General features: G+C 68.6%; 8 protein-coding genes and 1 pseudogene. 3 read left to right on the top strand and 6 right to left on the bottom strand.

Translation table 11 applies throughout. The features are described from left to right. Positions 1-9 precede the first annotated feature (9 nt). From MVF96_RS03080 to MVF96_RS03090, 3 genes are all read left to right on the top strand, one after another. Positions 10-1,317: a wax ester/triacylglycerol synthase domain-containing protein gene (locus MVF96_RS03080; protein ID WP_247451185.1), complete on the top strand. Its 1,308-nt coding sequence runs from the start codon at positions 10-12 to the stop codon at positions 1,315-1,317. 107 nt (positions 1,318-1,424) lie between these two features. Beyond that, complete coding sequence (locus MVF96_RS03085; protein ID WP_247451187.1) at positions 1,425-2,276, top strand: MTB12 C-terminal domain-containing protein; 852 nt, start codon at positions 1,425-1,427, stop codon at positions 2,274-2,276. 63 nt (positions 2,277-2,339) lie between these two features. Beyond that, the gene (locus tag MVF96_RS03090; RefSeq protein ID WP_058251432.1) at positions 2,340-3,314 is read left to right on the top strand and encodes an ABC transporter substrate-binding protein; all 975 of its coding nucleotides are present in this window, start codon (positions 2,340-2,342) and stop codon (positions 3,312-3,314) included. A 355-nt stretch (positions 3,315-3,669) separates the two neighbouring features. Here MVF96_RS03090 and MVF96_RS03095 read toward each other — a convergent pair. The 6 genes and pseudogenes from MVF96_RS03095 to MVF96_RS03120 form a co-directional block, all read right to left on the bottom strand. Continuing rightward, a pseudogene (locus MVF96_RS03095) lies at positions 3,670-5,003 on the bottom strand (lysine N(6)-hydroxylase/L-ornithine N(5)-oxygenase family protein). Further along, positions 5,000-6,544: a pyridoxal phosphate-dependent decarboxylase family protein gene (locus tag MVF96_RS03100; protein ID WP_159369981.1), complete on the bottom strand. Its 1,545-nt coding sequence runs from the start codon at positions 6,542-6,544 to the stop codon at positions 5,000-5,002. The pseudogene MVF96_RS03095 and the gene MVF96_RS03100 overlap by 4 nt, the downstream one beginning before the upstream one ends. A 50-nt stretch (positions 6,545-6,594) precedes the next feature. Beyond that, positions 6,595-8,058, bottom strand: a complete 1,464-nt coding sequence (locus tag MVF96_RS03105; RefSeq protein ID WP_247451189.1) for a condensation domain-containing protein — start codon at positions 8,056-8,058, stop codon at positions 6,595-6,597. Then, positions 8,046-10,382 (bottom strand): penicillin acylase family protein, encoded by a 2,337-nt coding sequence (locus MVF96_RS03110; protein WP_247451191.1) that lies wholly within the window; start codon positions 10,380-10,382, stop codon positions 8,046-8,048. Before MVF96_RS03110 ends, MVF96_RS03105 begins: the two co-directional genes overlap by 13 nt. Positions 10,383-10,387: 5 nt before the next feature. Continuing rightward, positions 10,388-12,169, bottom strand: a complete 1,782-nt coding sequence (locus MVF96_RS03115; RefSeq protein ID WP_247452046.1) for an IucA/IucC family protein — start codon at positions 12,167-12,169, stop codon at positions 10,388-10,390. Between the two features lie 36 nt (positions 12,170-12,205). Continuing rightward, the gene (locus MVF96_RS03120) at positions 12,206-12,814 is read right to left on the bottom strand and encodes a GNAT family N-acetyltransferase (RefSeq protein WP_226512348.1); all 609 of its coding nucleotides are present in this window, start codon (positions 12,812-12,814) and stop codon (positions 12,206-12,208) included. Positions 12,815-12,824: the final 10 nt, after the last annotated feature.

The raw sequence follows: 12,824 nt of genomic DNA on the forward strand, positions 1-12,824 counted from the left end.
GGTCATCCCATGAACAGCCCAGCCAGCCAGGCACCGGCCGACGCGCGTGTCACCGAACTCGCGCCGCCCGACCACACCTATCTGCACATGGACAAAGACAGCGCGCCCATGCACTGGTCGATGATCCTGCAGCTCGAGAGCAACGGGGCGTTGCTCGGCCTCGACGAGGTGCGGACGCGGGTCCGGGAGCGGGCCGGGCTGTTCGAGATCTTCCGGCTGGGCATCCGCAACGGCCGCTGGCGCAAGCCCGAAGTGGTGCTCGCCGACGACAGCTGGGATGCCGGCGAACACGTGACCGAGTTCGGGTTCACCGATCGCGCCCATCTCCAGCGACGGGTGACGAAACTGCTCGAGTCGCCGCTGCCGCGTCCGCGCCCGTTCTGGGACATCACCCTGTTCACGCCGTCGGCGGGTGCCGAAGGCGTCGGACAGTGGGTCCTGCTCCGGGTGCACCACAGCATCTCCGACGGCATCGCGGGGGCGGCCTTCGCCGCTCTCCTCGCCGACGGGGAACCCGACGATCTCGCGGAGTTCGAGCGATTCGCCACAAGTCCCCGCTTCCGGATCAGCGGCATCGACCCCGAGGAACTCAAAGAGGCGAAGGCCGCCTATGGCGACCAGCACGCGGCGGGCGGTGGCAAGAAACGAGCCTGGCCCGCGCTGACGAAGTCGGGCGAGCGCGAGTACGCCCTGTTCGCCGCGTCGACCCGGACGCTGCGCAAGGCTGCCAAGGGCAACGGCGCGACCGTTCACGAGTTCCTCCTCGCCGCCATCGGCCGGGCGATCAGCCTCAACCCGCCCGCGTCCCCACAGGCCGACGTCGTCCGCGTGACACTGCCGGTGACCCTCGACGACGAGTTCCGGCACACCGGCAACGCGGTGTCCGTGGCGCTCCTCAACCTGCTCGGCAACGAGCCCGATCTGTCACGTCAGATCGGCCGTGCGCGAAGCGAACTCGAAACCATAGCGACGCGGAAGCCGGAGCTGTACCTGGCCGCCGCCGACGATCTGCCGCGCGCCCCGCTGTGGGGTCTGCAGCGCGCGATCGTGAACGCGTCGATGTCCCACATGCACCCCGACATCCACATCGGCATCAACCCCGGGTTCTCGCGGGTCCGGTCGGTGCTGGGGCGCTCGATCGTCACCCTGACACCGTTGTCGCCGCTCGCGGGTTACTCGCTGTCGGTGACGACCCTGATCCTCGGACACACCACCACGTTCGGCGTCGTCACCGACGCGCAGGCGCTACCCGGGTACGCCGAACGGTTCGTGGCCGCGCTCGACGAAGTGCTGCAGGAGGCCCTCCCGTCAACCTGACGGGGGTGCGAGCTTAGGCTTGCCTTGTAATCCGGGGTCCGAGGGCTGCAATATACAGGTGGCCGTCGGCTCGGCGGGGGCGAAGACATACACGGAGAAAGAACAACATGAGCAACGACGTCAACTACCAGGACCCGGCCGGGGCCGATTACTACTCGGGGGTCGACCACCGCGAGTCGGACACCGGTTCGTCTAGCCGATCGGGCGGGGTCAGCGTCCCGACCGTCCTGGCGTCGGCAGGCATCGCTGCCATCATCTCCGCGATCGTCGTGACGATCGGCGTGGTGGGCATCGTGGTCAGCGAGCGCAACGACTCCGCCACCGCCGCACAGCCGACCGTCGTCAACCTCGGTGCCGCGCAGACCGCGCTGCCCCAGCAGGGCATTGCCGGCCAGCAGCCCGTCCCGGGTCAGCCCGCACCCGCCGGCGCACCGGCCGGAGCGCCGGCGGCGGCCCCGACGGAGAACGTGCCCGAAGGCGGCGGAGCGATCGGTGGACCGGTCGGTCCTCCCGGTGAAGGAGCCGCGCCGGCTCCGGGTGCGGCCCCCGCACCTGCTCCCGCGCCGGGCACCACGGCCGCCCCGCAGCAGAGCGTTGCCGCCGGCCCGGCCGCGCTGACGCCCGGACAGCTCAACACCAAAGTCCGCATCGTCATGAACTCCAACGGCAGCCGCGCCGCACGCGCCGCCGAACTCGAGGGCGGTGAGCGTGCGCTCCGTCAGATCGACCTCGTCGCCCGCGCGATCACGACCTACGGCAATGTCGGGCTCAGCTACCAGATGGTGGGACCCGTCCAGGTCAGCGGCAACACGCTGACCGCTCCGCTGCAGATCAGCGTGGTCGGCCGCGGTAGCCAGAATCGCTCGATGACGTTCGTGTGGAGCGGCAACAAGTGGAAGCTCTCCAACCGAAGCGTCTGCACCATCGCGGGATTCGTCCTGCTGCCCTGCTCGCTCTGACCGCGCGGGGTGACACGGTCCGGTCCGCCGGACGACACCGACAACCCATTGGGGGATCTTCACGTGATTTCACGACCACGCCTGGGCGCACTCGCCGCGAGTGCACTCCTGTTCGCGGGCCTGCTGGCCGGTTGCTCGAGCTCGGATGACGAATCCGCCGGTGGCACCGTTCAACTCAACTTGCCGGACGGCCGGTCGGTGACGATCCCGGACACCCCGGAGCGGATCGTGACCCTGGGTGATCAATGGACCGACGTCGTGCTGTCGTTCGGTGAGACGCCGGTGGGGTACTACGATTACTCGAAGTCGGCGACCGGCGAGATGCAGCCGTGGTACGGCGAGAAGCTGGCCGACGCGACGTTCGTCGATCCCACCAAGGGCGACGACGCGACGACCATCGCCAAGCTGAACCCGGACCTGATCTTCGCACCCGGCTTCGCCTCGGACAGTCCGGAGTTCCAGCAGATCTCGAAGCTGGCCCCGACGGTCAATGCCATCAGCGACCAGGAGATCGATCCCTGGCAGGACATGGTCACGGTGATGGGCACCGTGCTGCACGACCCGGAGAAGGCGAAGTCGATCATCGACGACACCAACGCGAAGATCGCGGCGGTGGCGCAGGAGTACCCGGATCTGAAGGGTAAGACCTACGCCTTCGCGTTCATGTACGGCAACGACCAGCTGTCGGTGCTCGGCGACGAGAACGACGGCGCCGGAAAGCTGTTCACCTCGCTCGGGATGAAGATGGCTCCCAAGCTGGTCGCCGAGTACCAGCGGACCGGCCAGCCGCGCTTCGGGCTGAGCACCGAGAACATCCCGATGCTCGACGCCGACGTGCTCGTCGTGGCCACGGCCACCCCCGAGCAGGCGGAGACCCTGAAGTCGCTGCCCGGGTACAAGAACCTGAAGGCGGTCAAGGACAACGCCGTCACGTTCATGACCCAGTCGCAGATCACGGGTCTCAACGCGCCGACGCCGAACTCGATCCCGTACGTCCTCGACCTGCTGAAGCCGTCGTTCGCCGCGGCGTCCAACTGAGCTCGGTCTGGAACGAACTCGCCCTCCGCGGAATGCGGAGGGCGAGTTGGTTTTCGGGGGCACCGGACCCTTCGTGGCTCGTCGCTATCGCTCCTCACACCTCAGGGAGCAGGGGGTGCCCGTCGCTATCGCTCCTCGCACCTCAGGGAGCAGGGGGTGCCCGTCGCTATCGCTCCTCGCACCTCAGGGAGCAGCGGATCGCCCCCGCTGGTTGAGCAGGCGACGAGCGCAGCGGATCACCCCCGCTGGTTGAGCAGGCGACGAGCGCAGCGAGGAGCCGTGTCGAAGCCACTTCGCAACAACGACAACGGCCCGAGCCGCACGTGGCGAATCGGGCCGTGAGCCGGCTAGCGGGTTACGGCGCGACGATGTCGTCGTCGTCCGACGCGCCGAAACTGGTGAACGCGGTGTGCCTGGGCAGGCGGTAGGCCTCGCGGCCCAGCACGGTGTTCAGGATGCGTGCGTTGCGGACCGCGCCGATGTCGAGGTTCGGGGCCGAGACGCCGTGCGCGTGCTCCTCGGCGTTGGCGACGAAGATCCGGTTGGTCAGGGCATCGTCGGTCTCGATCTCGTGGTTGGCGCCGATGACCAGGCGTCCGCGCGAATCCCGGTGCAGCGCAGACTCGATCGGGGCCAGGAAGTCCGCCCTGCGGGCCTGGTAGCCGGTACTGGCGATGACCATGTCGGTGGTGTGGGCCAGCTCGGAGCCGGTGTCGAGGTGACGGCCGCGGACCCGGAGCTTGCCGTCGGCGAGGGTGTCGATGCCCTCGACCTCGACCGAGATCCGCAGCTGCACCGGGTTGAGCTTGTCCTGCAACTGGCGCCGGTACAGCAGGTCGTGCAGGCGCTCCAGGGTGTCGGTGGAAATGCCCTTGTGGAACTGCCAGTGCTGCGGGCGAACCCGATCCCGCGCGGCCTCGGGAAGGCTGTGGAAGTAGTCCATGTAGGCCGGCGTGGTCATCTCCAGCGAGAGCTTCGTGAAGTCCAGGGCGCGAACCACGGTGTGCGCGTCCACCATCGGACCGCGGGGCCGCCGCGTAGGTTCGCCTCCAGCAGATCGATGACGATCTCGGCACCCGACTGGCCGGAGCCGATGACGGTGACGGTTTCGGCGGCGAGCGCCTTCTCCTGTTTGAACAGGTAGTCGGAGCTGTGGACCACCGCGGGCGAATCCGACGAGAGTGCCTGCGGGACGAGCGGTTCGGTGCCGATGCCGACCACCACGTGTCGTGCGATCACCGTCGAGGAGCTCGCGCCGGTGTGCATGGTCACCCGGAACGCGTCGGCCTCGGCGTCCCAGGCCACCTCGTCGACGGTGGTGCCCCACCGGAGCGAGTCGAGCCGGGACACGCACCAAAGCAGGTAGGCCTCGTACTCGATGCGGGTCGGGAAGAAGTCCTCGCGCACCAGGAACCGGTACATGCGATCGATGTCGGCCATGTAGTTCAGGAACGACAGCGGATGGGTCGGGTCGACGAGCGTCACCAGGTCCGACAGGAAGCTCACCTGGAGGGTGGCGTCGTCGAACATCAGGCCCGGATGCCACCGGAACTCGTCCCGCGAGTCGACGACCAGGAGGTTCACGTCGTCGAGCGTCGAGGCGAGCGCGGCGAGGCCCAGATTGAATGGGCCGCAACCGATCGCGAGTACGTCTACGTTCTCGACAGTGGTCTTCTCTTCTGGGGTCATTCGGACACTCTCACCATTTCTTCACTGTGGACTTCCGCGCCGGGTGCGGCGGTGCCTTCCGACTCCACCTCGAGCGCGACGCGCAACAGTTCGTCGAACAGCTCGTCGATGTCGCTCTCCGAGGTCTCCGGGTTGAGGAGGGTCAGCTTCAGGCAGGTCTGGGGCTCTTCCTCACCGGGCACCCGGACCTGGGTACGGCCGATGAGTGCCTTGCCGTCGGCGATCAACCGACGCCGCAGTTCGCCGTTGACCGCGTCGAGATCGGTGCACCGATACCGGAACACGACGGTGGTCAGCGTGACCGGTGCGATGAGCTCGAGCTGCAGTTCGGTGGCGATTCGCTGTTCGGCGTACACCGCGAGGTCGTTGCACTTGTCGAGCATGTCACCCAGAGTGCGGCGTCCGTAGGCGAGCAGGGTCGCCGCGACCTTGAGGACGTCGGGACGTCGCGTCGTCTGCAGCGTCTGACCCAGGAGGCCGCTGTACCCGGCCTCCACGTCGTCGTCGGGGTTGAGGTAGGCCACCGAACGGTTCAGGGACACGAAGCGATCGGCGTCGGACAGCAGCATGAGGCTCGCGGCCGCCGGCTGCCAACCGACCTTGTGCAGGTCGAGGGTGACCGAGTCGGCGCGTTCGACGCCGGTGAGCAGACCGGCGAGGCGGTCGGAGAACAGCGAGCCGAATCCGTAGGCGGCGTCGACGTGCATCCAGATCTCGTGCCGCTCGGCGATGTCGGCGATCTCCCCGAGCGGGTCGACGGTACCGAAGTCGGTGGTGCCCGCGGTGGCGACGATCGCCAGCGGGGTCGCCGCGCCGGCCTCGCGGATGGCCGTCTCCAGCGCCTCCGGGATCATCCGGTGATGCGAGTCGACCTCGACCGGGATGACCGCGGTCTCGCCCAGCCCCAGTGCCGCACAGGCGCGGTGAACCGAGAAGTGCGCCACGCGCGAGCAGAAGACGACCGGGCGGTGCAACGCGCCGACGCCGTCGTGCCGCACGTCGATGCCCCGCCGGGCAGCGGTGTGGTCGCGAGCGATCATGAGCGCCAGCAGATTCGAGATCGATCCACCGGGACTGAAGACACCGCCGGCATGTTCGCCGAACCCGGCCATACGAGCCAGCGACTGTACGGTCCAGGTCTCGAGCGCCAGTGTGGCCGGGCCGGAATCGTAGGTGTCGAGTGAGGCATTGGTGGCCGAGGCCAGGGCGTCGGCGGCGACCGCGACCGACAGCGGAGCGGGTTGCAGATGCGCCGCGGCCATCGGATGGGTGAGGTCCAGTCCGAACTCGGCCACCAGGCGGGCGAGTCGGGTCAGCGCCTCGGACTCGCCGATCCCGTTCTCCGGAACTCCGTGCGGGCCGAGTAGTGCCGTCACCCCGCCGAGCACCGCGACGGGGTCACCGCTCGGCAGCGGGGCGCCGTGATGGTCGTCGCCGACCGCGGCCGCGACCTCGGCCAAGCCGCGCCCGACGTCGGCCCAGCCATCGCCGGGACGGGCGAATCGCGAGGCACCCCATACGGACTGGCGGTCTTCGGACACTGAGTTCCCCCCTGTTGACTCTGGTGCGCGGTGGCGCGGTGGCAGGCCGGTCATCCGGCGCTGCCCTTCTGTGGTGCGCTCTCGGCGAGGGTTTCGACGAGTGCGGAGACGTTCTGGTGCAACGACGTCGGAATCAGATCGACGAGTGCGGTGAGTACTGCGGTGGCGCGGTCGGCCACCGTGTCGGGGACGATCCCCGGTTGGTGGTCGACCTCGACGTGGGTGCTCTCGTCGTCGGCCTCGAAGGCGATCGAGAGCGGGTAGTTGGCGATCCCGTTGAACACCGACCGGCAGGTGACCGGGGCGTCGGCGGGTTGCGGGATCCCGCGCAGCGGTGCGGGCCGGACCGACGCCATGATCTCGATGACGGGAAAACGGCCGCCTTGCTGTCGCAACGCGGTGAGGATCGGCCCGAAGTCGGTGCCGGAGTGTTCCATCGATCGGTAGATGACTGCGCCCGCGTCCCGGAGAGCCTGCTCGACGGTGGCGTCGGGGTCGATGCGGAACCGCATCGGGATGATGTTGCCGCAGTATCCGACGTTCTGGGGTGACTGCGTCCGACGACGGTTGTCGGCCGGCACCATCAGGACGTGATCGGCGGCGCCGGTCAGGGCATACGCGGCCAGCGAACACACGCCGATCAGCAACGCGTTCGGGGTGGCCCCGACGGTCTGGGCGACCCGGCCGAAAGCGGCCAGCGAGTCGGCCGCCACCGGGGCGGCGACCTTGATGCCGTCGCGGTCGTCCATCGGCGAGAGCCAACTGTCGGCGGCACTCTCGGTGGGCAACTCGCCGCTGAGCGGATAGCGGACGTCGTCGGCGGCCCAGGTCGTGAGGGCGTGGCGCACCGCGTCCTCGGCGGCTGCCGAGGCGGCCGTGGAATCTGGTGTGACCGGGCGGGAGTCGGCGTTGACGTCCCCGGGCCACGATCCTGACACCAGGGTGCCCAGCAGCAGCGGCCATGAGGTGTCGTCGACGGCGAGATGGTGCACGACGAGGATCATCGTGACGTCGCCGTCCGAGCCCGAGACCCGAAGCCGGAGCGGCACATCCGACTTCAGATCGAATGGCGTGCGGGTCAGCGCGGTCGCGATCGCGTCGGCATCGTCGACGGGTCCGGTTGCCTCCGCGTCCGGCAGGCCCCAGGTCCACACCGTGCCCGATGCGTCCCACGATCCCGCGTGCGACACGGCGCGGCGACGCGGCGTGCCCGCGTCGTCGACCTCGACCACCGAGCTCAGGACCCCGAAGCGCTCGACGAGTAGCTCGGCGGAGGCGACGACCGATCGGAGCGTTCGAGTACCGCCGAACTGCAGGACGAGTCCGATGTTGTGCGACACCGATTCCGGATCCAGTTCGTAGATCCGCCACATCCGCCGTTCGGCGGTGCCGAACTCGCCGAACGGCACGGAGGCCCTCGGTTCGTCAGTCGCGGGCGCCGTGTGGGCGGGTTCGCCGGCCTGCGCGATTCGACGCCGCAACAGCGTCAGTCGCGCTTCGGTCAACGCGGGCATGGCTCCCTCTCGGTCGATGTGGCGGTGGACGGCGTCGACGCTGCTGCGGTCGTGCCACGCAAAACATCCCAGTCGCGGACGACCTCGATCAGCTCGCCCGCCGCCCACCGCGGCGCCTGGTCCTGGAAGTGATCGGAACGGGGATCACCGCTCACGCCCAGCGGGACGATCCAGCGGCTCGCCCCGCGGTCGGCGAGGTCCCACACGTAGCGTGCGGCGGCACCCGTGATGCACAGGTGGGTGCCGACCGCCGCGGCGTTGGCGAACACGCACTCGGCGTCCCCCGCCAGGGGCAGGGGGGTCGGACGAAGGGTGGCGAACAGGTCCGGGTGCTGCGGCGACGCGCCGACCAGGTCGAATCCGTGGATCGGTGACAGGCGGTGGACGCTGCCCCACGTGGGCGTCGAACCGAAGGTCCCGATCCGGGCCACCACGGCATCGAGGGCGGCGACCGCCACGGCCTCGATGTCGATGCCGATCCCCGCCGTGTTGGCGACGACCGAGGTCAGCGCGGTCGCGAGACGGGGCTCGGGCACGAACCACGGCTGGAACACCGCCGGGAACCCGTGCGGCCCGCGCAGCGGCGCGAGCACGTCGGTACTCGCGACCCCGAGAACCAACTGGGTACGGAACTCGGCATAGAGGTACGCGTCGGTGCTGTCGGCGGTCATCGACCGGTCCCACGCCACTAGGCGATCCCGGATGCCTTCGGCCTCGGCGTCGGCGCCGCGTACACGTGACAGCAACTCCTGGACGACGGTCGCCTGCTCGAGCCGGACATCGGTGTGGATGTCGGCGCAATCCGCCGGACTCACCGAACCGAGACCGTCGAGCCGCGCGGTGATGCGGTCGGCGCGAAACGGTTCGACGCACTCACTCGTGAGCGGCTGCAACGCAGGAACATCGGACATCCGCTGGTTGGCGGTGACGGTGATGCTGCTGCGGAGGGTCGCGTCGAAGCCGGGGTCACCGAGCGAACCCGCCTCGTATCCGCGCCACTGGTAGCGCTCGTCCCAGCCCGGGACCGGCAACCAGTAGTTCTCGGGCGCGCGGACCGGCACCCGGCCGGCCACGTGGGTGGCGACGGTGCCGTCGGCGTGGGCGATGACCGCGCGGTTGACCGGCTCGACCCACTTCGTCAAGGCTGCTTCGACATCGGCGACGGTGCGCGCGAAGAGGAGGTCGATCGGCGCGTCGAAGGTGACCTCTTCGGTGAGCAGCGGGGACCGGATGCTCATGGCGAACGACTCATCGGGGCCGCCGAAGACGACGGCACCGTTCGGGGTGGTGCCGAGCTGCACGGCAACGGGTTCGGCATCCCGGACGAGGATCGTCTCGGTGCTCACCCCGGCCGGCACCCGCCCGCCGCCCGGTACCTCGACCAGGAGCGTGCCGGCCTCGTCGCGCGTCAATCGCTCGAGGTACAGATCCTGATAGTCACCCATGGCATTCGTGATGCCCCAGGCGATGTCGTCGCCCTGACAGAAGTGCGGGACTCCCGGGACGCCGGCAAAGGCGAACCCGGTCATGTCGAATGCTTCGTGCGGACCTGTCGAGGCGAGGTGGAACTGCTGATAGATGCCCGGCAGTTCGAGGAATCGATGCGGGTCGCCGGCGACGATGGGCGCACCGGTCGAACTCCGCTCGGCGGACACACCCCAGGCGTTGCTGCCCGACATCGGATCGCCGAGGTCCACCGCCGGGGCGGGTTGCTCGGGCGACGCCGGGCGGGTGATCGCGAGGATCTCCCCCAGGAACGCCTCATCGGGCATCGCGGGCACCGTGGGGTCGGTCTCCCGCGTCTCGAAGTCCCAGAACCGCAACGCATCCAGACCGAGCGTGCGGCAGGCATGCAGGCGGAAGAGTTTCGTGGTGAACCGCCCGAAGAGCACGTGATGCATGATGAACACCGAGATCGGCGTCCACGGCCGCCACGGCAGCGGACGATGCGCCAAGGCCTCCAGTTCCGGTGCGGCAGCCGACGTCTCGAGGTCGCCGAGGGTGCTGTTCACGCCGTCGGCGTAGGCGGTGACCAGTTCCCGGGTGCGGGTGGACGATGCGTCGAAGATGCGTTTCGCCGCCACGTCGAGCTGGGCGCGGCGGGCGAAGGTGTCCCATTCGACGCAGCCGGCCCCGAAGACCTCGGCGGTACGTCCCTCGGCGCGCAGCCGCATGAACTCGATCTGCCAGCGCCGGTCCTCGCCGCATGCCCGGCCCTGTCCGTACAGAGCGCCGCGCGGCGTCGAGGCGAGGACGTGCGGGATGCCGTGGTCATCACGCAGGATCTCCACGTCGTCGGGTGCGTGGGTGCGGGTGGTGGTCATCTCCGTCACCGGTCCCTCGGCGGCGCAATCGGATTGACGAGCCGGTGACCCGCGTCGATCAGCGATGCGTAGGAGTCCTCGATGTCGACCATGCGCTTGTTGTTGCGCAGTTGCAGCCCATTCATGTGCACCGCCCCGAACTCCGGTGCGAACAGATCCCAGCGAGCGAACCTGTCTTCCAGATCGGGGTGGGCGGCGACGAACTCACGCAGGCTCTCGGCCACCAGCGACCAGAACTCGTCGTCGCCGACGATGCCGTGCGTGTGCAGGATCTCGGCGAGTGGACGCAGGAAGTCGTCGAAGACGTCCGACAGCACACCCAGGTTGCGGATCTCGTCCGGTTCGGTGGTCCGGACGCGGGCGCAACTCTCCGGGAGTCCGTCCGCCTCGCCGAACACCGATACCTCCTCGCCGATGTCCTTGAGGATCGCTCGCACCGGGATGCCCTCGGCGAGAACGAGGATGAGGTTCTCCCCGTGCGGTGAGAACTTCAGCTCGTATCGGTAGAGCAGGTAGGCGATGGGGTGCAGATAGGTGCGCAGGTAGCGACGGATCCACTCGGTCGCGGGAACACCCGAACGGTCGATGAACGCGCCGACCAGTGGCTCCCCCAGGTGGTCGACGTGAAGCAGCGCGGCCATGGTCGACAGTTGCTCGTCGGCGGCTGCCAGCGGCACCGGGCTCTGCCGCCACAGCGCGGACAGGATCTTGCGGTACTCCGACCCCGGCTGCGTGATCGGCGTGAACGTCGGACTGCGGTAACCGATCGCCGCGACCTCGAAGATCATCTCGAAGCCGATCGCGGCGAGGTACTGGTCGTCGGCGACGAGTCCACGGACCCAGTTGTTGATCAGCGGCGTCGTCCGCATGTAGTCGGCCGACATCCCGCGTGTGAAACCCATGTTCACGATCGACAGTGCGACCTTGACGTAGTTGCGGGTCGGGGTGGTCGCGTTGAACACCGTGCGGATCGACTGCTGTGCCTGATAGAGGTCGGGGCTCGTGCCGACCTCGACGATGCGCTGGTCGGCGATGTCGGCGGAGTAGAGCTTTCGTACTTTCTCGACCCACTGCCAGGGATGCACCGGGAGGTACCGGTAATCGGCCGGGTCACAACCGACTTCGCGCAGGGCGTCCCCGAAGTCGGACAGCGTCTCGGGTCCGAGCTCGTCGAGGAGCAGCGCGTCGTAGTCGACGTCGCTGACGGTGGCGACGTCACAGTCCTCGCGACGGACGGCGAGCCAGACGAGCCTGAAGTGGTTGCCCACCTCGGGGGCGTAGCGCTCGATGTCGTCCGCGCTGAAACCCAGACGGCCGGCGTTGGCGACGATGCACGGGTGCCCCTCCGTCATCGTCGCCTCGATGGTCTGGAAGTCGGCGTGAGCGAGATCCGTTGCCGGGATGCGTCGTTCGTCCGGACGGTCGGCGCTGATCGCCAGGGTGTTGATGAACTCCTCGAGGTACTCCGGCAGCGCCTGGGGACCGATCCCCAGGAACGGTGCCAGGTCGACGATCATCGCCACCGCGTCGATCGGGAGTTCGGCGCCGTCGCGCACACGACGCAGCGTCGACTCGTCGATCGCCCAGCTGTCCAGGGCGAGTCGGTCGGCGCGGAAGTGGTAGTCGGTGCGGCCGTCGGCGGAGGAGACGACGTACCCGTCGCCACTCGCCACCGGGGCGAGTGCCCGCTCGTGGGAGAACTCGGCGAGGATCTTCTTCGCGATCCTGGTGTGATACGTCTGGCGATGGCTTCGCGCACCCGACCCCCGGCCGTGCGCGTCGCGAATCCCGGAGTGGTCCCGATGTCCTGGAGAGTCAACGATCTACGCCCCCAGGTCCGTGACCTCGACGGGTCCGACGCACTTGCCGTTGTCGGTCACCTCGAGGAAGTCGGCTCGGGTGCAGTAGCTCAGGTGCGCGGTCTTGTTCCCGACGGGGTAGTCGCCGTCGACGCGGAAGCCGACACTCGCGTTGAGGCGGTGCACGGCCTTGTTGCGGACGTCGGGCTCGACGACGACGCGCGCGGCGCCGACCTCCAGGATCGCGGTCCGCATGATGTGCAGCATCACCGCGCCGGTGAAGCCCGGCAGGGACTGTTCGGCGTGGGCGACCAGCAGGTGCATGCCGATGTCGCCGTCGGCGGGTACGTAACCGCTGGCGGGGTCGGCGAGTTCGCTGGTGGCCGGGTCGTAGAGCTCGAACAGGAACTGCGGGCGCCCGTCGTGGTAGCCCAGGCGCATTCCGTGGGGCGTGCCGGCGGTGGCCTCGGCCGACTCGCGAATCATTTTCTCCACGTCGGCAACCGAGCTGTCGAGCATGTCCCAGTACTTGGCCTTGGGATGGGTGAGCCATCCGTGGACCGTCGCGGCGTGCGATACGTCGTCGAGGTCGACCGAGGTCAGGTCGTAGGTCGGGGCGGAGGAAATGGTCATGATGCCTTTG

Source organism: Gordonia hongkongensis (genome assembly GCF_023078355.1).
GTDB lineage: Bacteria > Actinomycetota > Actinomycetes > Mycobacteriales > Mycobacteriaceae > Gordonia > Gordonia hongkongensis.